21 protein-coding genes are annotated in these 22,840 nt (G+C 67.2%); 12 read left to right on the top strand and 9 right to left on the bottom strand.

The features are described 5' to 3' along the window. Positions 1-3: 3 nt before the first annotated feature. Both QRN63_RS11885 and QRN63_RS11890 read right to left on the bottom strand, forming a co-directional pair. Complete coding sequence (locus QRN63_RS11885; protein WP_061001428.1) at positions 4-402, bottom strand: roadblock/LC7 domain-containing protein; 399 nt, start codon at positions 400-402, stop codon at positions 4-6. After that, positions 402-3,089 (bottom strand): sensor histidine kinase, encoded by a 2,688-nt coding sequence (locus QRN63_RS11890; RefSeq protein WP_285030936.1) that lies wholly within the window; start codon positions 3,087-3,089, stop codon positions 402-404. The genes QRN63_RS11885 and QRN63_RS11890 overlap by 1 nt, the downstream gene beginning before the upstream one ends. 244 nt (positions 3,090-3,333) lie before the next feature. Between QRN63_RS11890 and QRN63_RS11895 the strand changes: the two genes are divergently transcribed. Beyond that, positions 3,334-3,957, top strand: coding sequence for a TetR/AcrR family transcriptional regulator (locus QRN63_RS11895; RefSeq protein ID WP_267318284.1), 624 nt, complete (start codon positions 3,334-3,336; stop codon positions 3,955-3,957). 42 nt (positions 3,958-3,999) lie between these two features. Then, positions 4,000-4,467 carry a tRNA (cytidine(34)-2'-O)-methyltransferase gene (locus QRN63_RS11900; protein ID WP_267318285.1) on the top strand — a complete coding sequence of 156 codons (468 nt, stop codon included), beginning with the start codon at positions 4,000-4,002 and terminating at the stop codon, positions 4,465-4,467. Positions 4,468-4,485: 18 nt separating this feature from the next. Here QRN63_RS11900 and QRN63_RS11905 read toward each other — a convergent pair whose 3' ends face one another. The 3 genes from QRN63_RS11905 to QRN63_RS11915 all read right to left on the bottom strand — a co-directional run bounded on the left by QRN63_RS11905 (position 4,486) and on the right by QRN63_RS11915 (position 10,415). Further along, positions 4,486-5,127, bottom strand: coding sequence for a nitroreductase family protein (locus QRN63_RS11905; RefSeq protein ID WP_285030937.1), 642 nt, complete (start codon positions 5,125-5,127; stop codon positions 4,486-4,488). Between the two features lie 55 nt (positions 5,128-5,182). Then, complete coding sequence (locus tag QRN63_RS11910) at positions 5,183-6,736, bottom strand: succinic semialdehyde dehydrogenase (protein WP_285030938.1); 1,554 nt, start codon at positions 6,734-6,736, stop codon at positions 5,183-5,185. Between the two features lie 379 nt (positions 6,737-7,115). Continuing rightward, positions 7,116-10,415, bottom strand: a complete 3,300-nt coding sequence (locus QRN63_RS11915) for an error-prone DNA polymerase (protein WP_285030939.1) — start codon at positions 10,413-10,415, stop codon at positions 7,116-7,118. Positions 10,416-10,525: 110 nt separating this feature from the next. Here QRN63_RS11915 and QRN63_RS11920 point away from each other — a divergent pair, with 110 nt between their 5' ends. Further along, positions 10,526-10,954 carry a BlaI/MecI/CopY family transcriptional regulator gene (locus QRN63_RS11920; protein WP_285030940.1) on the top strand — a complete coding sequence of 143 codons (429 nt, stop codon included), beginning with the start codon at positions 10,526-10,528 and terminating at the stop codon, positions 10,952-10,954. A gap of 10 nt (positions 10,955-10,964) precedes the next feature. Here the strand turns inward: QRN63_RS11920 and QRN63_RS11925 are convergent, their stop codons facing one another. The 4 genes from QRN63_RS11925 to QRN63_RS11940 form a co-directional block, all read right to left on the bottom strand. Continuing rightward, positions 10,965-11,393, bottom strand: a complete 429-nt coding sequence (locus QRN63_RS11925; protein WP_267318290.1) for a nitroreductase/quinone reductase family protein — start codon at positions 11,391-11,393, stop codon at positions 10,965-10,967. 115 nt (positions 11,394-11,508) lie between these two features. Beyond that, the gene (locus tag QRN63_RS11930) at positions 11,509-11,868 is read right to left on the bottom strand and encodes a histone-like nucleoid-structuring protein Lsr2 (protein WP_267318291.1); all 360 of its coding nucleotides are present in this window, start codon (positions 11,866-11,868) and stop codon (positions 11,509-11,511) included. A gap of 122 nt (positions 11,869-11,990) precedes the next feature. Further along, positions 11,991-13,232, bottom strand: a complete 1,242-nt coding sequence (locus QRN63_RS11935) for a GNAT family N-acetyltransferase (RefSeq protein ID WP_285030941.1) — start codon at positions 13,230-13,232, stop codon at positions 11,991-11,993. Positions 13,233-13,387: 155 nt separating this feature from the next. Beyond that, a complete protein-coding gene (locus tag QRN63_RS11940) occupies positions 13,388-14,032 on the bottom strand; it encodes a GntR family transcriptional regulator (RefSeq protein WP_267318293.1) in 645 nt (214 codons plus the stop codon). Between the two features lie 152 nt (positions 14,033-14,184). Between QRN63_RS11940 and QRN63_RS11945 the strand changes: the two genes are divergently transcribed. The 9 genes from QRN63_RS11945 to QRN63_RS11985 all read left to right on the top strand — a co-directional run bounded on the left by QRN63_RS11945 (position 14,185) and on the right by QRN63_RS11985 (position 22,819). Further along, positions 14,185-14,796: an ECF transporter S component gene (locus QRN63_RS11945; RefSeq protein WP_285030942.1), complete on the top strand. Its 612-nt coding sequence runs from the start codon at positions 14,185-14,187 to the stop codon at positions 14,794-14,796. After that, entirely contained in the window at positions 14,793-16,310 is a 1,518-nt protein-coding gene (locus tag QRN63_RS11950) for an ABC transporter ATP-binding protein (protein WP_285030943.1), read from the top strand. Before QRN63_RS11945 ends, QRN63_RS11950 begins: the two co-directional genes overlap by 4 nt. Beyond that, positions 16,307-17,080, top strand: a complete 774-nt coding sequence (locus QRN63_RS11955) for an energy-coupling factor transporter transmembrane component T family protein (RefSeq protein ID WP_285030944.1) — start codon at positions 16,307-16,309, stop codon at positions 17,078-17,080. The genes QRN63_RS11950 and QRN63_RS11955 overlap by 4 nt, the downstream gene beginning before the upstream one ends. 4 nt (positions 17,081-17,084) lie before the next feature. Further along, entirely contained in the window at positions 17,085-17,633 is a 549-nt protein-coding gene (locus tag QRN63_RS11960) for a nucleoside/nucleotide kinase family protein (protein WP_502888118.1), read from the top strand. Further along, positions 17,630-18,556: an ABC transporter substrate-binding protein gene (locus QRN63_RS11965; RefSeq protein ID WP_285030946.1), complete on the top strand. Its 927-nt coding sequence runs from the start codon at positions 17,630-17,632 to the stop codon at positions 18,554-18,556. The genes QRN63_RS11960 and QRN63_RS11965 overlap by 4 nt, the downstream gene beginning before the upstream one ends. Then, positions 18,553-19,422, top strand: coding sequence for a sulfurtransferase (locus tag QRN63_RS11970; protein WP_285030947.1), 870 nt, complete (start codon positions 18,553-18,555; stop codon positions 19,420-19,422). Before QRN63_RS11965 ends, QRN63_RS11970 begins: the two co-directional genes overlap by 4 nt. A 210-nt stretch (positions 19,423-19,632) precedes the next feature. After that, on the top strand, positions 19,633-20,787 hold the full coding sequence (locus QRN63_RS11975) for an iron-containing alcohol dehydrogenase (RefSeq protein ID WP_285030995.1): 1,155 nt from the start codon (positions 19,633-19,635) through the stop codon (positions 20,785-20,787). Next, positions 20,784-22,166 carry a MadS family sensor histidine kinase gene (locus QRN63_RS11980; RefSeq protein WP_285030948.1) on the top strand — a complete coding sequence of 461 codons (1,383 nt, stop codon included), beginning with the start codon at positions 20,784-20,786 and terminating at the stop codon, positions 22,164-22,166. Before QRN63_RS11975 ends, QRN63_RS11980 begins: the two co-directional genes overlap by 4 nt. Beyond that, on the top strand, positions 22,163-22,819 hold the full coding sequence (locus QRN63_RS11985) for a MadR family response regulator transcription factor (RefSeq protein WP_285030949.1): 657 nt from the start codon (positions 22,163-22,165) through the stop codon (positions 22,817-22,819). The genes QRN63_RS11980 and QRN63_RS11985 overlap by 4 nt, the downstream gene beginning before the upstream one ends. The last annotated feature ends 21 nt before the right edge of the window (positions 22,820-22,840 follow it).

Below are 22,840 nucleotides of genomic sequence, written 5' to 3' on the forward strand. Positions count from 1 at the left end.
CCCCTATCGGGTCCTGCGGGCGGATTGCACGACCGTCCCGACGCGTTCGACGAGGATCGCCATCTCGTAGCCGATCTGGCCGATGTCGCACGACCGGGTTGCCAGCGTCGCGAGGTTCGAACCGTCACCGACGCGCATCAGCAGCAGGTATCCGTGCTCCATCTCGACCACGGACTGCAGCACGTGCCCGCCGTCGAACAGCTGGGAGGCGCCGGTGGCCAGACTGGCCAGCCCGGAGGCGACGGCGGCGAGCTGGTCGGCACGCTCGGTGGGCATCCGCGAGCTCGCGGCCATCAGCAGACCGTCGGCCGACACCAGGATGGCGTGCGCCACTCCCGAGACCTCGTCGGCGAATTTCGTGACGAGCCAATCCAGCGACTCGCGCTGAGTCGTACGTGTCATCACCGGCCTCCCGTGTCCCGGGACTGCGACCGGCCGGCGTGCACACCGCCGAAGTGTCCGCTGATGCTGGCCCGCACTGCGGCGGGATCCCGCCGCAGTGCGCCCTCGTCGGAGGCTTCGGGATGGGCGCCCTCGTCAGGCGCGCCGGGGATCAGCCGGGCGCCGGGCTGACGGACCGGCAGGCCCGCCTCGGTGTGCTCGACGACCGGCGCGTCCTGCGCGGCGGCCGCTGCCGACCAACCCTGGTCCCATACCGTCTGCCAATCGAGGTCGGTGCTGTTCGCCAATTGCGTAGGGTCGTCGATCAGCCATTCCGAGAGCATCTTCTGGTAGATGGCGTCCTCACTTCCGGCGGTGGGGCTCGGCTGGGGCGTCGGGGTGGGGCGCGGCGCAGGCGGGGCCGCCGGACGAACCGGCTCAGGCGCGGGACGCACCGGCTCGGGCGCGGCGGGCGGCGTCTGGGCCCGGGCCGCGAAGAACGACGACGTATCAGTCGGCACCTGCGCGGGTCGCTCGACGGGCGACTCGGCGCGGCCGGCGATGCCGCTGGCTCCCGGATTGCGCTGCGGCAGGTTGACGCCGCTGAGGTCGCCCGTGCCGGCGGGACCGGCACGGAAGCCGTTACGGGCCTCGACGAATGCCGGTTCCACCGATGGAACCGGCGGCGCCGGGGGCTGCGCGACGGGCGGGGCCATGGCGCCGAACGTCGCGAACCCGCCGGTGTCGGGGCCGAGGCCAGGCAGGTCGGTCACGCCGGTCTCCGCGGTCGACGAGCCGTCCCAGTAGGTGCCGAAGTCAGGGATGGCCGGCAGCCCGGCCTGCAGTTCGACCGGGACGTAGATGCCGGCCGTGGTGCCCGAGTCCGGATCTCCTTCGACGGTGTCGCGCAGCCGGACGACCAGGCCGTGCTGGGTGGCCAGCCGGCCGACCACGAACAGGCCCATATGCCGCGCGGTGTATGTGTTGACCTCGCCACCGGAGCGCAGTCGGCTGTTGGCCATGCGGAGATCGGCTTCGGTCATGCCCAGACCGCCGTCGCTGACCTCGATCACCAGTGCGCCGTTGGGCGCATGCACCGCGGAGACCTGCACCTCCGAAGTCGGCGGCGAGTAGCGCAATGCGTTGTCGAGCAGCTCGGCCATCATGTGCACCAGATCGCCTGCGATCGAACCGTGGATCTCGGTCTCGGGGGCGGCGACGATGACCACCCGGGTGTAGTCCTCGACCTCGGAGGCTGCAGCGTTGATGACATCGGTCACCGGCACCGGCTCGCCCTGCTCGTGCGGCACGTTGGTGCCGGCCAGCACCAGCAGGTTGGCGCCGTTGCGTCGCATCCGCGCGGCCAGGTGGTCCAGCCGGAACAGCTTGGCCAGGCGCTGCGGGTCCTGTTCGTCACGCTCCAGCTGGTCGATGACGGTCAGCTGCTGGTCGATGAGCGACCGGCTGCGCCGCGACAGCGTCTCGAACATGTCGCTGACCTGGAGCTGCAGCCGCGCCTGCTCGCCCGCCAGCAGCACGGCCTGTTCGTGCAACTCGTCGACGGCATGCGCAACCTGCCCGATCTCCTCGGTGCTCTGCACCGGCAGCGGGCGGACGGTCACGTCGGCGCCGGACCGGACCTCGTCGAGCTCGCGCACCAGGTCCTCGTGGGCGACCTTCAGGGCGCTGGTACGTAGCCGCCGCAGCGGCCGGATGAGGGTCCGCGCCATGTACAACACGATGAGCAGGGCCAGCACCATCACGGCACCGACGATGGCCGAATCGCGGATGGCTTCGGTGCGCTTGGCGGTGGCCTGATCGTCGACGGCCGAGACGACGTTCGCGGACACGCTGTCGAGCAGCTTGCCGGCGATGCCGCTGGTGGTCTGGATCGACTGGCTCAGGTCGGGATTGTTGACCAGCGGCACATTCGGGTCGGACATCATCGACATCCGCTTGACCATTTCCTGGGCCAGCTTCTGCGCTTCGGGCGAACCGACACCCAGCACTTCGCTCATGCCGAACAACGTCGACGGCTCCGTGCCCGCCAGGGTGGTCATCGAGCTGCGCAGTTCGTTGTCCGGCAGCTCGCCGCCGAGGGTGACGAGCAGCTGTTGCATCATCATCTGGCCGCGGGCGCCGACGGCCCGGCTCAGGCCCTGCGTCTGGGCGCGGATCTTCTCGTCGTCGACGCGTACCGAACCGGTGATGGTGTCCTCGGCGGTCAGCAGCAACGGCGCGTACAACGTCACGCGCTCGCGCAGTCCGACGCTGTTGGTGGCGACCTTGTTGAGCAGGCCCTGACCACCGTCGAGCAGGGTTTTGATGCCGGTACCGACGTCGGTCGCGACGTCGGTCTCCGTCAACCGGTGCTGCAGACGTCGTTTGCTCTCGTCGTACGCGCTCAGCGCCTGTTGCGCGTCGCCGCCGGTGGATGTAGCCAACATTGCGGCGTCGAACGTCGCCATGTAGTTCTCGATGGCCGGCACCATTTCGGCGCGGTCCGCCGCACGACGCAAATCCGCAGCGTCCGTCCAGCCCGAATAGATACGCATTCCGCCGAACGTGCCGGCGAGTACCAAAGGCACAAAGGCGATGGCGAAAACTTTCCAGGCGACCGGCCAATTCGACGGCGAGAAGCGCGACGGTCGTTTCGCGGGCGCGCGGGTGATCTGATCAGCTGCCGAAAACTGTTGCGCAGCAGTCATCGCGACTCGGCTTTCCCGCCGGCCATGGGTCCGCAATCAGTTACAGGCGCTTGGTTCATATTGGTGTTCCCCGCCGGATTATCAGCCCACTCGGGCACGGGAAATCCGCCTGGCAATCTGTCGCAGTATGACAGCGATGAGCAGCCGTTTCCATGCTTCACATCCAACGAACAGTGTTCGTGACCTATGTGTTGCACAGTTGTGTGGTAAAAGCGCGCGGCCATTGGTGATTTAGAGTGCCTAGATGGCACGGAGCCGGCTGACCCCCGACCAACGCCGGGACCAGATCCTCGATCTCGGGATGGCGGCTTTCTCTGTCCTGCCGTTCGAGCAGGTGGCGATGGAGGATATCGCGGCGCAGGCCGGAATCTCACGGGCGCTGATCTACCACTACTTCCCCAGCAAGAAGGAACTGTTCGCGGCGCTCTGGGCACGAGCCCACGAGAAACTGGCCCACGACTCGCACTTCACCGCCGTCGACACCGTCCGGGCCCAGATCCGCGGTGCGCTCGTCGCGCACTTCACCTTCTACGAGCAGAACCTGACGCTGATGATGATCGCCAATCGCAGCGCCATCGCCGCCGACCCCGCAGTGCGCAGCCCGATCACCTTCGAGCTCACCCGGCTGCGCGACCACGCGCTGGACGCCTTGGACCTCGCGGGGTCCGGCCGCGACCTGGTGTCGGTGGCGCTGTCCGGATGGCTGGCGCTGGTCCGCGAAGTGGCATTGGAATGGCTTGAGCTGCAGAGTTTTTCTCGTGACGCGGCCGTCGACCTGTGTATGACCGCACTCGACGCCCTGGTGTCGCCGCACGCGGATCTGAACCAGCTGCCCCATGGCGTCAGCGATTCGGCAGCAGCACAGTAACCTACTTCGGCCCCACCTAGACCCAGACAGAGAGGCGGCAGGGTGGCACTGAAGGTGCTGTTCTACTCACCCCGGATCGCGCCGAACACCGGCAATGCGATCCGGATGGTCGCTGCCACCGGCGCGGAGCTGCATCTGGTCGAGCCGCTCGGCTTCGACCTGTCCGAGCCGAAGCTGCGTCGCGCCGGGCTGGACTACCACGATCTGGCGTCGGTGACGGTGCACCCCGACCTGCAGACCGCGTGGCAGGCAATCCTGCCGGCGCGGGTGTTCGCCTTTACCGCGCACGCGAATTCGTCGTTCGCCGACGTGGCCTATCAGGGGAACGACGTTTTGATGTTCGGGCCCGAGCCCACCGGCCTGGACGCCGAAACCCTCGCCGACCCACACATCACCCAGCAGGTCCGGATCCCGATGATCCCGGGGCGGCGGTCCTTGAACCTGTCCAACGCCGCGGCCGTCGCGGTGTACGAGGCGTGGCGTCAGCTCGGCTTCGCCGAGGGCATCTGACCGAGCTGACGCCTGAGCTCACCAGCTGTCCCAGTGGGCGAGCTGCTCGGCCGGCAGCCGCTGGGCCTTCTTGAAATCGGTGCCCTTGGTGTAGGCGATCGGGAACAGTCCGGCCTGCGTGTAGCGGTCGAACGGGATGCCCAGGAGTTCGGCGGCCTGCCGCTCTCCGTCGCCGAGCAGGTGCAACGTCGTCCATGCCGAGCCCAGTCCGCGGGAGCGCAGCGCGAGCATGAAGCTCCAGGCCGCCGGCAGGATCGAGCCCCAGTACGACGCCTGCATACCGGCTTCGGCGCCGTCGGGCCGCCCCTCCAGGCACGGGATCATCAGAACCGGCGCCTTCTCGAAGTTCTCGTTGAGATACGCCGCCGAGCTCTTCACCGCGCCGGCCCGGTCGTCACGCATGTCCCCACGCTGCGGCGCGTCCATCGCCAGGTACGGGGTGCCGTTGGTGCGGTAGATGTCCGCCAGCGCCTTCTTCTTGGCCTCGTCCTCGACGAAGACGAACTGCCAGCCCTGGTTGTTGGATCCGGTCGGCGCCTGCAGCGCCAGATCGAGGCACTCCATGATCACCTCGCGCGGCACGGGCTTCTCGAAGTCGAGTCGCTTGCGCACCGATCGGGTGGAGGTCAGCACTTCGTCAGCGGTGAGGTTCAGCGTCATAGCCGCACATTACCGCCGACCCGCCGTCACCCCGTGACGGCGGGTTCGGTGCCTGTCAGTGCCGGGGCAGCTTCGTCACTGCGCGCACGATCGGCACCAGCGACTTCTGCCACAGCGACTTCGACAGGCCGAACGGCGGGTCGAGGTTGAGCACCTTCGACGTCGAAATGGTCTGGGACTCGGTGTATTTCAGCAGGCCCTCAGCGCCGTGCCGACGTCCCACACCGGAGATTCCCATGCCACCCATGGGCGCGCCGAGGCTGCCCCAGGCCAGGGCATAGCCCTCGTCGACGTTGACAGTGCCGGACCGCAGGCGGGATGCGATCTGCTCGCCCTCCTCGATCGAGGCGGCCCACACGCTGGCGTTGAGCCCGTACTCGGTGTCGTTGGCCTTGGCGATGGCCTCGTCGACGTCGGCGACCGGGTAGATCGACACCAGCGGACCGAAGGTCTCGTTGTTGGCGCACTCCATGTCGGGGGTGACGTCGGTGAGCACGGTCGGCTCGTAGAACAGCGGGCCGATGTCCGGGCGGGCGTTGCCACCGGCAATCACCTTGGCGCCCTTGACCTTCGCGTCGTCGACGTGGCCGGAGACGGTCTTGAGCTGGCCCTCGGAGATCAGGCTGCCCATGTCCACGCTGAAGTCGTAGGCGGTGCCGAGCTGCATCTTGCGCACCTGGTCGCCGAACTTGCGGGTGAACTCGTCGGCGATGTCCCGCTCGACGTAGATACGCTCGATCGAGATGCACAACTGACCGGCGTTGGAGAAGCAGGCGCGGGTGGCGGCCTTGGCCACCTTGTCGAGGTTGGCGCCCTGGGCGACGATCATGGCGTTCTTGCCGCCGAGTTCGGCGGAGAACCCGATGAGACGACGGCCGGCATGCTCGGCGAGGTGGCTGCCGGTGGCCGAGGAGCCGGTGAACATCAGGTAGTCGCAGTTTTCGGCGATCGCGGTGCCCACCACCGAGCCCGGCCCGGGAACCACGGCGTAGAGCGCGCGCGGCAGACCGGCGCGGTAGAGCAGCTCGGCGCAGGCGAGCGCGCAGTACGGGGTCTGGCTGTCCGGCTTGAGTACCACCGCGTTGCCGGCGAGCAGGGCGGGCACCGCGTCGGAGGCCGTCAGGGTCATCGGGTAGTTCCACGGCGAGATGACGCCGACGACGCCCTTCGGCTGGTAGGCGACGGTGGTCCGGTTCAGGCCCGGCAGCAGCGGCGCGACGCGACGGGGCTTGAGCAGCTTGGCGGCGACCTTGGCGTAGTAGTCGGCGTTGGCGAACAGGTCGATGATCTCTTCCTGGGCCGCCCAGCGGGCCTTGCCGGCCTCGGCCTGCAGCAGGTCCATCAGGAACTCGCGGTTCTCCAGGACCAGGTCGCGGTAGCGCGCGATCACCGCGGCCCGCTCGGCTACCGGACGCTTGACCCAATCACGCTGGGCGGCACGCGCTTTGGCGAACGCCTTCTCGGCATCCTCGGCGGTCGCGACCGGGATGGTGGTCAGCGGCTTGCCGGTGAAGACTTCGTCGATGGTGCGGGTCGGCCTGGCGTCGATGTTCTCGAGGGCGGCCAGTTGACGCAGACGATCGAAAACCTGCGCTGACGGTGCGGGCATACTGGCTCTCCTGAGTCGATCACGGTTGCGCGGTAATTTTGCGGTACCGGCGGTCTCGGTAACACTACTCGACAGCGTGCGGCTGCCATAGATCCAGCTTTTTACAAATCGGCCATTATGTCAATGAACTGGGCAAAATTACCCACTTCGTCTGGCCGGGCAGTCCGTTGGGGGGATTCGGCGTCGAGATACCCGGGCTACCGGGTTGATCCGGTATCCACGGCGCACTTGTTCGAGTGCGGTGTGCCGTCATGTCAGGATCAATGATTCTGGGCGCGGAAATCGAGTTGGCGCTGCATCCTGGGCGCAATCGTGCGAGTAGGCCCCGGCGAGGGACGCAGACTCAACCGCGCCAACGCACCGCCCTGCCGAATCTCTCTCACTGGAAGTCCCGGGACTTGGCCGCTACCCGCAGGTCGAGCCGGCCCATCCGGTCCGCGATCACGGTGACCGCCCCGCTGGCGTTCTGCACGATGCCGCGCACCAACAGCGCCGGCGCGGTCTGCGCCAGTTTCCGGTGCCGGGACCACACCCCCGGTGCGCACAGCACGTTGACCATGCCCGTCTCGTCCTCCAGGTTGATGAACGTCACGCCCTGCGCGGTGGCCGGACGTTGCCGGTGCGTCACCGCGCCGGCCACCACGATGCGAGTGCCGTCGGGCACTTCCAGCAGCCTGTTCGCCGGCACCACGTCCAGCGCGTCGAGGTCTTCCCGCAGGAATTGGGTCGGGTAGCTGTCCGGCGAGACACCCGTGGCCCACACATCGGCGGCCGCCAGTTCCAGGTCCGTCATGCCGGGCAGCGCCGGTATGCCGCCGGCCGACCCGACACCCGGCAACCGGTCGGGGCGTTCCGCGGCCGCCGCCCCGGCCGCCCACAACCCCTCCCGCCGGGTGATGCCGAAACACCCCAGCGCGCCCGCGGTCGCCAGCGCCTCGGCCTGCGGCACCGACAGCTGCACCCGACCGGTCAGGTCGAGCAGAGAAGCAAACCGCCCGTTGGCATTTCGCTCGTCGACGATGCGCTGCGCCAACTCATCCCCGATATGCCGGACCGTGCCCAACCCCAGCCGCACCTCGGTGCCGCGGTTCTCGCACGTCGCATATGCCAGGCTCGCGTTGACGTCCGGGCCGTGGACCAGCACCCCGTGCCGGCGGGCGTCGGCCACCAGCGACTGCGGCGAGTAGAAGCCCATGGGCTGGGCCCGCAGCAATGCCGCACAGAACACCGCGGGGTGGTGCAGCTTGAACCACGACGAGGAGAACACCAGCGACGCGAAACTCAGCGCGTGACTCTCCGGAAAGCCGAAATTGGCGAAGGCTTCGAGCTTTTCGTAGATCCGCTCGGCTGTCGACCCGGTGATGCCGTGCAGTTCGCGCATGCCGTCGTAGAACCGCCCGCGCAACTGCCGCATCCGTTCGGTGGAGCGTTTGGACCCCATGGCCCGGCGCAACTGGTCGGCCTCGGCCGGGGTGAAACCGGCGCAGTCGACAGCCAGCTGCATGAGCTGTTCCTGAAACAGCGGCACGCCCAGGGTCCTGGTCAGTGCCGCTTCCATGGACTTGTGCTCACAGGTCGCGTCTTCCAGTCCGTTGTGCCGCCGGATGTACGGGTGCACCGAGCCACCCTGTATCGGGCCGGGCCGGATCAGCGCCACCTCGACCACCAGGTCGTAGAACTTCTTGGGCTTCAGCCGCGGCAACGTGGCCATCTGGGCCCGGGACTCGACCTGGAACACCCCCACCGAGTCGGCGCGCTGCAACATCTCGTACACCGCCGGCTCGGTCAGATCCAGCTTGGCCAGATCCACCTCGATGCCCATGTGCTCCCGGGCCAGGTCGATCATGTAGTGCAGGGCCGAGAGCATGCCCAGCCCGAGCAGGTCGAACTTCACCAAACCGATTGCCGCACAGTCGTCCTTGTCCCACTGCAGCACGCTGCGGTTCTCCATCCGCGCCCACTCCACCGGACACACGTCCGCGATCGGACGGTCACAGATCACCATGCCGCCGGAGTGAATTCCCATGTGCCGCGGCAGATTCCTGATCTGCATCGCCAGGTCGATCACCGCCTCGGGGATCTCCTCGACGTCCGGAGAGTCGGCGAGTCCGTTCCACCGGCTGATCTGCTTGCTCCAGGCATCCTGCTGTCCCTGCGAAAAGCCCAGGGCCCGCGCCATGTCCCGCACCGCGCTACGGCCGCGGTAGGTGATGACGTTGGCCACCTGCGCGGCGTAGTCCCGGCCGTACTTCTCGTAGACGAACTGGATGACGTTCTCGCGCAGGTCCGATTCGATGTCGATGTCAATGTCCGGTGGGCCGTCGCGCGCCGGGGACAGGAATCGTTCGAACAGCAGCTCGTTGGCCACCGGGTCGACGTTCGTGATCCCCAGGGCGTAGCAGACCGCCGAGTTGGCAGCCGATCCCCTGCCCTGACACAAGATGTCACTGTTCCGGCAGAACTCGGTGATGCTGTGCACCACCAGGAAGTAGCCCGGAAACTCCAGTTGTTCAATGATTTTGAGCTCATGCTCGATCTGCCGGTATGCCTTCTCCCGATCCGCATCCGGCTTCCAGCCGTAGCGACGGGCCGCCCCCTCCGCCACCAGCTCGCGCAGCCAGCTGATCTCGGTGTGCCCTTCCGGCACGTCGAACGGCGGCAATTTCGGTGCGATCAAACGCAATTCGAACGCACACTGCTCTCCCAGTTCGGCGGCGGCCGCCACCACGCCCGGATGATGGGCGAACAGCCGGGCCATCTCCGCCCCGGATCTCAGGTGCGACCCGCCCAGCGGAGCCAGCCAGCCTTCGGCCTCATCCATCGAGTGGCGAGCCCGGATGGCGCCCATCGCCATCGCCAGCCTTCCCCGCGAGGGCGCGGCGAAATGCGCGGCGGTGGTGGCGACGACATCGAGGCCGAAGCGCGGCGCCAACGCCGCCAGCGTCGCATTGCGTTCATCGTCGAGCGGGTATCCGTGGTGGGTCAGTTCTATGGTCACCCGGTCCGCACCAAACCTGTCCACCAGGCTGGCCAGCGCCTTGCCTGCCGCTTCCGCACCACCTGACGACAAGGCTTGGCGCACATGACCTTTACGACAACCAGTGAGAATCTGCCAGTGCCCGCCGGCGGCTCCGGTGAGGGTATCCAGGTCATAACTGAGCACCCCCTTCTCACCGCCGGCCAGATGCGCCCGCGCCAGTTCCCGCGACAGCCGCCGGTACCCCTCGGGCCCGCGGGCCAGGACCAGCAGATGCGGACCGGGCGGGTCGGGCAACTCGGTGCGGGCAGTGTTGCTGAGCGACAGTTCTGCGCCGAAAACCGTCGCCATGTCGAGTTCTTTGGCGGCCTCGGCGAAACGCACGACACCGTAGAGCCCGTCGTGGTCGGTCAGTGCGATGGCCCGCAAATCCAGCCGGACGGCCTCCTCCACCAGCTCCTCCGGAGTGCTGGCACCGTCGAGGAAGCTGTATGCGGAATGGGCATGCAACTCGGCGTACGGCAGCGACGTCCCCGGCCGCGCCGGGCGGTTCACCGGTTGATAGTCACCGCGCTTACGCGACCACGCCGGACTGTCCCCGCCGTCGGCCGGCGACTCCGGAGCAGCGCCGGCCACCCGAGGTTTACCCTCGAGCACCCGCTGCATCTCCGCCCAGCTCGGCGGCCCATTGTGCCAACCCACCACATCAGCGTATTCGAAACTTTGTTCGAGTGCCACATATGCCGGCTCTCCGGGAACTCGGGCGACTCCCAAACGACTAGATCCCAAAGAGCGCCAGAGAGGGACAGACGATGGCCATGCTGAGGCACTTGGGCACGCTGGAACGTGAGGTGATGGATCACCTCTGGGACGCGGACGGGCCACAGACCGTTCGCGAGGTCCATCACGCCATCTGCGCGGAACGCAAGCTCGCGTACACAACCGTCATGACGGTGCTGCGCAGACTCGCAGGCAAGGGCGTGGTCCGCCAACTGCGCCACGATCGCGCGCACCGCTACGTCGCATCGCGCAGCCGAGACGAACTGGTGGCCGGCCTCATGGTCGATGCGCTCGGACAAGCTGCCGGGCAGAACGACCGGCACGCGGCGCTGGTGCACTTCGTCACGCAGGTCGGCGCCGACGAGATCGATGTACTCCGCCGAGCCCTCGCCGCCGTCGACCCCGGAGCACACGAAACCGGCAGCCGCCCAGTGCGTTTGACACGCAGAATCAGCGCCTGAACGAACTCACTCAGTCGGTGAAGTCGATCCGGACGGATACCGGAGTGGTTTCCAGCGCCTTCACCATCCCGGCCCCGACCCGACCGAATTTCCGACCGCGCGCGACAACGTCGTCATCCGGCCGGAATTCCGCAACGCCAGTGCGCCACCGATTCCCCTGGCGCACACGGACATTCGGATTGGCAGTGATATTGCTGCCCCAACCGGACCGCGTACCGTGCTGACAGATCACCCAAGCGCCATCCCCGTCGAACTGGGCCGATACGGGGACTCGACGCAACTGCCCGGTCTTGCGGCCAGTGGTCTCCAGTTCCGTGGCCAATGCGGTATGCATACCCAGCCTGGTCAGCCCTTTCACCACCGGGTTGAGCACGTAGCGGCCGATGGCACGTTCCCTGCGGAACTTGCGCAGCGTCTTGTCCGGGCTGGCACTCGTCATGACCGTCTCCGTAGTCGAAGGCACCCGACCACCTGATTGGTGACCTCTCGAGCAGCCTAGTAGACCGATCGGTATACATCAAGGTCGGCCATCACTCGGCCACGCGAGACGCCGATCACGCGCCCCCGCGGGCTGACTCATAATGCTGCAGCAGCTCTCGGGAGAGCCGCCCACGGCTACCGACCACATGGCCGTTCGTCCGCAGCCACTCGCGTGCGCGCTGGTGGTGCGATTGCGCCTTGCCGGATGACGACTGTTCGACAGGCCAGTTCGTCCGGTCATTCCCACGACTCGCCTTGCTGGCCGCCCGGATATACGGCTCCAAACAGCTCCGCATCCGCACCGCATTCGCTTCGGACAGATCGATCGCATATCTGATGCCATCGAAGGAGAACTCAAGCGTCGTTGCGGCGGCGGAGCCGTCCAAATCGTCGGTCCAGGCAGTCGAATACCGTTTCGCCACTGAACCATTCACCTCCACAGCATGGCGGCCTGCAGTGTTTCCCCGGCAAAGCTAGTGGAGCGGAACGGGACCGGCAATGCGCTTTCGCCTCTTTTATTTCGCCCGATCAAGTGGTAGTGGCCCAGGCACTGCGCCTAGAAGTCGTCAGGCACACCCGGGGCGACCGGCCAGCCGAACGCCACCGCCGTTCGGTGCACCGAACCCGCGCTGAGCTCTTCGACCAGCCCGGCGTTCGCGAGCGCCTGCAGCCCCACCCCGCCGAGGTAGATGGCACCGAGCTCGCGCGCCGAGATCGCGATATCCGCTGGCGCCGTGCTGCTTTCACATTCGGCACCATCGATTCCGCCACGAAGATGCCACCGACCGGTGTTCCATGGGCAGAACTCGTCGGTGATATCCAGAACCACATCGACCGGGGCGGCGTAGCTCCGCAAGGTCAGCGCGCGAGGCAGATCGACCAGGCGTACGTACACGCCGTCCCGGACTTGGCACGCCAACGCACGTCGGTCGGCCACCAGGCTGAGGAGCGGCTCATCGACTGTCGCACCGTCGTATTCGACCCTCCTGATCAAATCCATATCCAGGAGATATCGCCAAATCTGCGCGTACGCAACATGATTGGTCGCCAGCACTTCTTGGATCTGGAGTTCGCTGTCGGGCTGGCCGCCGCCCGTCCAGCTGACCTTGGGCCGGTAGATGGCGAATCCACTGGCAGTGCCGTCGGCCTCGCGGTGCAGGAGAAAGCGAAGCTTGCCGAACTCCTTGCGTCTCACCTCATTGTCGTGGATCCAGTTGTCCCACCACGGGCCCGGCCGCTCCATCAGTCCGGGCCGCCGCACCATGGCTCGCTGATGAATCTCGGGCCCGCTGGCCAGCAACGTCTCGGCGTCGACATGCGTAACCGAACCGGCGCCGAGCTGGACGTCCGGACGAAACCCCAGCTCACGTACATTGCCGGAAAGCTCCGCCACCGGCACTGCCATCCCGTAACCGAAGCGCCCGTAGATGGTGGCCTCCGACGCGTACAGCATTGCCAGCGCTTCAGTTCCGCGCGCCCGGACGTCCTCGAGTTGGTGGCGCATCATCGCCGTGAGCAGGCCGCGGCGCCGATGGCTGGGCGACACGGTGACGGCAGTGACGGCAGCCACCGGCGCGGTGCCACCGCCGGGCAACACCACCTGCTTCCCGAAAGCCCCTGCGGTGGACACCCAACGCATACCGTCGTGAAAGCCGAACATGCGGTCGTACTCCGTGAAGGCGCGCATCAGGTCGATCTCGTCCTGCTGCGGATCCTGTAAGAACACGCCGTACGACGTAGCCATGAACGCATCGAAATCATCACTGTCGCTGACAGCGCGCAGCGTCAAATCACTCATGCCCCAAGGGATATCACAGGGACCTCACAGGAGTCATCTGAATTTCCCCGCAGCAAACAGAGACTGAACACCGCCCGTCACGGCTCGAGAACCAATCGGACCGATCACCAAAACAGCTCGGACACTGAACCTTTCAACACGCTACCGCCGAGAGTTCACCGCTGGGCCGGCGGCGGCTGACTGTAGAGCCGCGCAAACGTATCGAGACGTTCCTGCTTGGTCCGTTGGAGGTGCGTGGCGATGGCCGTGCTGGCGGCTGCGGCATCGTGCCGCCGGATGGCGTCCATGATGGCTTCGTGTTCGGTCGCCACGTCGGCCAGGTCGTCGCGGTGCATCGCCTCCCGGTCACACAGGCGCAACCTGGCCACGAGGTTGGTCAGGGTTTCCTGGAGCGTCGCATTGTGCGATGCGGCCCAAAGCACCTCGTGCCATTGTGAATTCAGCTGCCGGGCCGCGGCCGCGTCCTCCGCCGCGGCCGCGTGCTGGTGCAGTTGCACCAGCTGAGCGACCTGCAATTCGGTGCGTCGTGCCGCCGCCGCCTCGGCGGCCGCTTTCTCCAGTGCGATGCGGACGTCGTAGATCTCGATGACATCGTCCGGCGAGCCCGAGCGGATGCGGTAGCCGCGGACGGAGCGGCTGATCAGCCCCTCCTGCTCCAACCGACTCAGGGCCTCGCGTACGGGAGTTCGGGACACACCGTATGCGGCGGTGAGCGCGCTCTCGGTCAGGGGTTCGGCTGGGGAGAACCGGCCTGCCAGCAGGTCGGCGCGAAATGCGCTGTGAAATGCCGTCCGTTGCACCGATCCTCCAAGTTTGCGTTGCGTCGAGAATACATTTGGAGCTGATTTGTATACAAGAAATACTCATGGTGACGGGAAGGCATACAGCTGTTGCGGCTGCCGTCCATACTTGTTGCCGTCGCGGTCCCCGCGCGACGGCATGAAGGAGACGTATGAGCACCCCGTCCACCATTGATCGCCCGGTACTGCGCTGGCGCGTCGTCGACATCGTCGTTGCGAGTGTGCTTGCGACGGCGGCCGGACTGATCTTCGTGCTGTGGAACATCGCATCAAATCCGGTCAGCGCACCTCTCGGCGCCGTGCTCCCCGGACTGCAGGCGCTGCTCGGTGGCGGGTGGCTGTTCGCCGGTGTGCTCAGTGCTCTGGTCATCCGCAAGCCCGGTGCGGCCATCTACGGCGAGCTCGTCGCGGCATCCATCTCGGCGTTGGTGGGCAATCAGTGGGGTGTGCTCACCCTCGAATCCGGCCTGGTCCAGGGCCTTGGTGCCGAACTGGTCTTCGCGGTGTTCCTGTACCGGCGATGGGGGCTGCCCACCGCGGTGCTCTCCGGAGCGGTCGCCGGGATTGCCCTGGCCATCAATGACCTGATTCTCTGGTACCCGGGTTCAGCCGCCGGCTTCGCCGCGGTCTACGTGATCTCGGCGATTCTCTCCGGCGCCGCCTTCGCCGGACTCCTGTCGTGGGTGGTGGTGAGAAACCTCGCCAAGACAGGAGTTCTCAGCCGCTTCGCGTCGGGACGTCTGGAACCGAGTCCCGCGTCGTGAACGTCCTGCGCGCAGATGCGCATGGATCGGCGGATGCGGTGCGCTCCGGCGGCGCTGCCGTCACCGCGCGCGGCTGGGGCTGGCAGCACGCAACACGAGCGAATTGGTCGGTGCGCGACCTCGATGTGTCCATAGCGCCCGGAGAGCGGGTGCTGCTCCTCGGTCCGTCGGGGGCCGGGAAATCCACACTGCTGCACGGCATCGCCGGACTGCTCGGCGGCGCAGACGAAGGCCGTCAGGCTGGACAACTGCATGTCGACGATGCGCCGCCGACCGAACGCCGGTCGCGGATCGGCATGGTGCTGCAGGACCCCGATTCGCAGGTGATCCTGTCCCGGGTCGGAGACGACGTGGCCTTCGGGATGGAGAACCTCGGCGTTCCGCGCGATCAGATTTGGCCCCGGGTTCGCCAGGCGCTGGACGCGGTCGGGCTGAATGTGCCACTGGCCCAGCCCACTTCGAAGCTGTCCGGCGGGCAGAAGCAGCGCCTTGCGCTGGCCGGTGTGGTCGCCATGCACCCGGGGCTGATCCTCCTCGATGAACCGACGGCCAATCTCGACCCCGCCGGCGTCATCGAGGTCCGCGACGCGATCGTCGAGTCGACACGCCAGACGGGCGCGACGCTCATCGTCATCGAGCACCGCACCGACGTCTGGCTGCCGGTCATCGATCGCGTCATCATCCTGGGTGCCGACGGCACGGTGATCGCCGACGGCACACCTGATGACATGATCCGACGCGAACAGGACTACCTGGTCCGGGCCGGCGTCTGGGTGCCGGACACCCCGCTTCCCGAAATCCCCAGGCGCCGTTTCGAAGACGACGGTGTCCTGCTTCACGCCGCCAACCTGGCGCTGGGCCATCGGGGGAATGACCCGCTGCACACCGGACTGGATTTGGCGATCCGGCGCGGTCGGATCACCGTCGTCACCGGCCCCAACGGAGCGGGCAAGTCGACGCTGGCGCTGACGCTCGGCGGGCTGCTGCCGCCACCGGCCGGGCAGCTCACGGCCGGTGCCGCGCTTGCTCCCCCGCGATCGCGGCTCGAACCCATCAGGTGGCGCTCGAAGGAATTGCTCACCCGGATCGGCAGCGTCTTTCAGGATCCGGAGCATCAGTTCCTCACCGGTACCGTCCGCGACGAGCTGTCGTTGGGACCACGGGCACTGAAACGAAATGTCACCGAAATCGAGAACCGCACAGACGAATTACTTCAGCGGCTGCGCTTGCAGCACGTCGCCGACGCGAATCCGTATACCCTCTCCGGTGGCGAGAAACGTCGGCTGTCGGTCGCGACCGTGCTGGCCACGGGGCCGGCGGTGATCGTCCTGGACGAGCCGACATTCGGGCAGGACCGCCGCACGTGGGAGGAACTGATCCGGCTGCTGGCCGATGTCGCCGATGCGGGGACCGCCATTGTCGCCGTCACGCACGACCTCGATTTCACCGCCCTGCTCGCCGACACCCGCATCGAGCTGCCTGCGTGGCAAAACGCCACGGAGACAACATCATGACCACCGCGGAGGCCCTCGGCACGCGCCCGGTCAATCCCGTCGCCCGGCTGCTCACCGCCCTCCTCATCGCGGGTGGACTCGTGCTGTCCGTCGACTGGGTGTCGGCACTGACGGCGCTGGCGCTCGAGCTCGTCCTGTTCTTTGCGGTCGGCGCCCGGTTGCGGCCCGTCCTCACGCGAGGCGCGGTGATCGCCGTCGCAGCGGCACTGACGGCCGTCACCATCCTGCTCTACGGCCAGCCCAGCGGCGCCGTGCACTGGCACTTCCTGCTCATCACCATCAGCGACGGGTCGATCGCGCTGGCGCTGGCCACTTTTCTTCGCGTCCTAGCGATCGCGCTGCCGTCGGTGATCCTGTTCGCCGACGTCGATCCGACCGAGCTTGCCGACGGGCTGGGACAGGTGCTGAAACTTCCGGCCCGGTTCGTCCTCGGCGCGCTGGCCGGATTACGTCTGGTCGGATTGCTGGGCCAGGACTGGCAGTACCTCGGATATGCCCGCCGCGCGCGGGGCGTCGCCGACCACGCACGGCTGCGCCGCGTCGCCGGACAGTCGTTCGCGCTGTTGGTCTTTGCCGTACGACGCGGGTCGAAACTCGCCACGGCGATGGAGGCGCGCGGGTTCGGCGCACACCGCAGCCGGACCTGGGCCCGCCCTTCCCAATTCGCGGTGCGTGAGTTCGCGCTTGTCACAGCGGGATTCGTGATCACCGCCGTAGCGATCGCCACCTCGGTCACCGCCGGATCGTGGAACTTCATTGGTACTCACTGACATTGTGCGTCGACTCGACGCAGCGACCACAGTGTTGATCGACGGCCGGTCAGGGTCGGGAAAGTCGACGCTTGCGACACACCTGCGCGACGCCTGGGCCGGCAGCGTGGTGGTCCGTCTCGACGGCATCTACCCGGGGTGGGACGGATTGCGCTGGGCCACCGATCATGTGCAGCGATCACTGTTGGCGCCCCGCGCCGCCGGAGAGGCCGGGCTCTGGCGGAGTTGGGACTGGGCCGGTGAATGTCCCGGAGATTGGCACCGTGTCGAGTGCGGACAGCGCCTGATCGTCGAAGGCACCGGGGCCCTCACGCCTGCTGGGCGCGAGCTCGCCGATTTGGCCATCTGGGTCGACGCCGACCACGCGGTTCGCAAGTACCGGGCACTGCGCCGCGACGGCGATCTGTACCGACCGCACTGGGACCGCTGGGCGGCCCAGGAAGAGGAATTCGTCGCCCGCTACCGGCCGAAGGAGTCCGCCGACCTGATCGCTGTGGCGACCCCGACCGGATTCGAATTCACCGCTTCACCCGCTTCACGAAGGACCTCATGACCATTTCGATCTCGTTGGCCCTGGAGTACTTTCATCCGTGGCCGAACTCGGCCGGGTTTTATCTGGCCAGGCACCGTGGTTGGTACGCCGATGCGGGAATTGACCTGCAGATCCGGACGGTGGACCCCGGCATCGGGGACAGCCTCGAACACCTCGGCCGGCGCTTGGTGGATGTCGCGGTGTTCCCGACCAACCGGCTGATGGTGCGTACCGAGCGCGGCGAGCCGTTGAAGGCGGTCGCCGCGGTCAACCAGCGCGGCTTGGAGACCATTCGCACTCTCACCAGCAGTGGGATCAACAATTTGTCCCAACTGGCCGGTAAGCGGGTGGCGCTCAATCCGACACCCCGCGGCGTGGCCGTCGTGCGCGATCTGGTCGCGCGAGCGGGCGGTGACCCCGATGCCGTCACCCTGGTCGACGTCGGTGCACGCGAGCTGACCAGTGCCGAGTTGGCTGCCGGCGTCGCCGACGCCACCTTCGGTTCCTACTGGGCGTGGGACATCCTGCTCAGCGAGCATCCGGACCGCCCGGAACGCATCTGGCGCGTCGACGAGGAACTCCCGTTCGGTTACCACAGCTACCTACTCGGGGCGCACGATGCACTCATCAACCGAAACCCATTGCTGCTGGATGACTTCCAGTCGATCAGTGAACGCGGTTTCCGCTACGCCGCCGGGCACCCCGACGAGACGGTCAAGGTGCTGAGCGACGTCATGCCGTACTTCCCCGCAGACGTCATCGCCCGCTCACTCGACGCCATATCCAGCACCTGGTTCTATGAGAATGACTGGGGCACAGTCCGTCCCGAGCTTGTCGAGCCGTACGCACACTGGCTCGCCGGACATGGAATCCTCACCGCGCCTGAGCGGTGGCGTTCGGCGTTCGCGAATATCCCTGCTGTCGCCGCGGACCCGGCACGGTGAGCCCCGGGCCCTTCATCAGCGCGCACGAGCTTTTCGCCGCACCGGCAAGCGACGCCGCGCCGGTGATTTTGGATGCCAGCCTGGTGCTGCACCGTCCACAGGTCGACGGCGACTTCCGCACGGAGAGCGGCCGCAGTGCCTGGGAAGCCGCGCACCTGCCCGGCGCTCTCCACGTGCAGGTCGACACCGATCTCTCGATCCCCGCCGCGACCCACAATCACCATCCACCGCCGCAAGACCTCGCCGACCGCCTCGCCCGGTTCGGCATCGGCGCCGATACCCCGACCGTCGTCTACGACAGCACGGGTGGCTTCTGGGCGGCGAGAACCTGGTACCTGCTGCGCTGGATCGGGATTCCGGTGCGGGTGCTCGACGGCGGACTCGACGCGTGGCGGGCCGCCGGACTCCCCGTGGAATCCGGGCCGGCGCACGCCCGGCCGGTCGCATCGTGGTCCGCGCGCCCGGTACGCGAGGCATGGATCGACCTCGACGACTTGCATGAAATCGACTGCCATGCAGGCAATCTGGTGTGCGCGTTGTCGCCGGCGGCATTCTCGGGCGCCGAACCGACGCGGTACACCCGCCGCGGACACATCCCCGGCAGCGTCAACGTGCCGGCCCGCGAGCTCTTCGATGGCCGGGGCCTGGTGCGTCCGCCCGCCGAAATCAGGGAGCGCTACCGGGACGCGGGAACGGATCTCGACCGCGAGGTGCTGCTGTACTGCGGCGGCGGTATCTCGGCCACGGTCAATGCGCTCGCACTCGTCTCCGCAGGCATCGAATCGGTGCGTGTCTACGACGGCTCCCTCGAGGAATGGAGCGCCGATCCGGCGTTGCCCCTGCAGGTCGCCGAACCCTCCGACTGACACCGCCGCACGTACCCGCAACACCAACCGCCAACGTGGTCGCTACCTACCCGATCGGGTAGGTAGCGACCTGTCCACGTGCACATTGGTCGCGGCGGCGGCAGGCCGTAGGCTGGGCGTGTTACCTGGACCACAAGATGAGGAATTGGTCTGGTGAGACTCGATGTGGTGGCGCCCGCTCAGATCGCGGCGACGACGGCGACGACGGCGATGCCGACGCGGCTGTTGAAGTTCCATGCGCCTGAGATCGTGTTCGGCATCGACTCGATGGCGGAGGCCGCGCACGCCGCCGTCCGCCTGGGCGGGCTGCGGCCCATGCTCGTCACCGACCCCGGCCTGATCGAGGCGGGCTGGGTGGCCGAGCTGGTCGGGCACCTCCGCGCCCAGTGCGTCGAGGCGCACGTGTGGAGCGCCCTGACCCCGAACCCCAAAGACCACGAAGTAACTGCCGGCCACGAGTTCTACCGGTCGCACGGCTGCGATGTCCTGATTGCGTTGGGCGGCGGCTCGGTGATCGACGCAGCCAAAGGCATAGCGATCCTGGCGGCCAACGGCGGTCACATCCTCGACTACGCCGGAGTCGACAAGGCGACCGCGCCGATTCCGCCGCTGGTGGTCCTGCCTTCCACGTCGGGCACCGGCGCCGACGTCTCCCAGTTCTGCATCGTCACCGACACCACCAACAACACCAAGATCACCATATTGGGCCGTGCCCTGGTCCCCGACATCACCGTCATCGACCCCCGGCTGCTCACCACCATGCCCGAATGGCTCAATGCGGCAACGGGTCTCGATGCCCTGACGCACGGCATCGAGGCGTTCGTGTCGCTCGGGCACAACCAACTGACCGACCACCACGCGCTGCGATCGGTCGTGATGGTCACCGAAAACTTGGTCACCACCATCGAGCGGCCGCAGGACATGCCGGCGCGTGTACTGATGGCCCAGGCCGCACTGGAAGCCGGTCTCGCATTCACCAATGCCATCCTGGGCGCGGCGCACGCCATGAGCCATCAGGTCGGCGGGCTCCTCGACCTGCCGCACGGTGTCATCAACGGCGTATTACTCCCCCACGTGGTGCGGTTCAACGCCGAGGCCGACCCCGCGCCGTTCGCCACCATCGCCGCCTGCCTCGGCATCGCCGACCAGCGGGCTCCGGAACTGGAATCCGCACTGGCACTTGCTGATCGACTCCAGGAGCTGGCCCGGCAGGTCGGCGTGCCGCGCGGGTTGGCCGAGCTGGGGGTGCGCGACACCGACGTTCCCGTGCTGGCCCACAACGCCCTTCAGGATGCGTGCCTGACCACCAACCCACGCCCCATCGACGATGCGCAGCTGCGCGCGCTGTTCCGGGCCGCGTTATGACCACCTTGCCCGGCAACCCGGTGGTGCCGCGACGCGCTGCCGTGCCGGACCTGGACCAGCTCACGGGCGTGCGATCCGGCAAAGGCACGTTCTATCCCGAGTTCCGGGTTGCCGCGCAACGCACCGAACGGGTGGTCGCCGCGCTCGACGCCATCTCGCGTGCCCTGGTGCAGACCGTCAACGGCCCCGAAAATCTGGTGCGGGCCGTCGCCGAGGCCGCCCGCACCCATCTCGGTGCCGAATGGGTGCTGTTGGCCCTGGCCGACGGGGCCTTGCCCGAGGCCCGACCGCGTCACCTCATCCTCGACGCCGAGGGGCACGCCTACTCGTTCGAAGGTCTGTCGGGCACCAAACATCCGGTGCCGCACCTCCCGGATGCGGTGTTGAACCGGCTCAACGACGTCCTGCGCGGTCAGCTTGCCCAGTTCCGGGTACCCGTCATCGAAAGCCACCACTCACACGTCCCGATCGAACTCGACGGCGGCGTCGTCGGGGCGTTCGCGGCCTGGACTCCACCGCACCGGCTGCTCGACGGTATCGACGAGGCGGTGATGCGCATCCTGGCCAGTCAGACCGCGGTGGCGCTCCAGAACTGTGAACTGTTCCAGCGCGCGCAAACCCTGCTGGCCCAATCTGAGGCCCGCAATGCGCAGCTGCTGGCGACGCAACGCGAACTCGGTGCGGCACAACGCCATCAGGTGCTGGACTCCGAGCGGCACCGCATCGCACGGGAACTGCACGACAGCGTCACGCAGACCGTCCTGTCGGCGGGTATGCAGATCGAGGTGTGCCGAAGTGAGGTCGAATCAGGTTCGGGTCCAACAGGTCTGGTCGAACGACTGGACATCGCCAAAGCGTTGACCCGATCGGCGATCGACCAGCTGCGGTCGGCCATCTATGCGCTCCACCATTCCTCCGACGCGGACCGATCCAGCCTCCCCGAACTGCTCGAACAGCTCGCCACGGTGCACATGCCGAAAGACCTGCGGGTGACGCTGCGGGTCGACGGAGACGTCGCCGAACTGCCCAGCGCGGTCGAGCGGAGCCTGCTCCGGATCGCCGGTGAGGCGCTGTTCAACACTGCGATGCACGGCCGCGCCTCACGGGCCATCGTGCGTTTGAGCTACCGCGCCGCCGGCGTCACCCTGTCGGTGTCCGACGACGGCATCGGCGACCCGGACAAACTGCGGCTCCGGCTCCAGCTGGCCGATGCTGCGGATCTCGACGGGCATCACCGTGGGCTGGCGAACATGCTGGCACGGTGCCGCGAATACGGTGGCACCTTCACCGTCGGCCGGTCTCGCATCGGGGGTGTGCGGGTGGTTGCCACCATCCCGCGGGACGCGGAAGAAGCTTCACACGAAGGAGTCGTGCCATGACCGTCGACACCAGCACCGGGACCATCCGCCTCGCGCTGGTGGACGACCACGCCATCCTCCGCGAGGGGCTGCGGTCACTACTGGAACGCGAGGACGATCTCGTGGTGGTCGGCGAGGCCTCCAGCGAGCCGGAAGCCGTGGCCATGGTCGCGGTGACGCGACCCGATGTGGTGCTGGTCGACCTCAAGCTCTCGGCGGGATCGGACTTCGAGGGACTGTCGTTGTGCACCAAGCTTTCTGGCGCGCACCCCGACGTCGGCCTGCTCGTGCTGACCACGTTCCTCGATGAGGACCTGGTGGTACGTGCGGTGCATGCCGGAGCGCGTGGTTACGTGGTCAAGGACGTCGACACCACAGAACTGGTGCGGGCGATCCGGGCCATCTCCGCCGGGCAGAGCGCGTTCGACTCACGCAGCGCAGCCGCCGTGGTCCGCTCGCTCGGCGGACGCGGCGACCAACGCGAGAAGCTCACCGACCGCGAGATGGAAGTGTTGCGGCTGCTCGCGGCGGGCCTGTCAAACCACAAAATCGGTGAGCAGCTGTATATCTCGGCGACCACCGCCAAGTTTCACGTCAGCAACATCATGCGCAAGCTCGACGTCAGCCGGCGCGCCGAGGCCGTGTATGCAGCCAGTAAACGCGGACTGATCTAGGCCGACGATATTCGTCGGCCT

It is taken from the genome of Mycolicibacterium sp. lyk4-40-TYG-92, from assembly GCF_030209435.1.
Lineage (GTDB): Bacteria > Actinomycetota > Actinomycetes > Mycobacteriales > Mycobacteriaceae > Mycobacterium.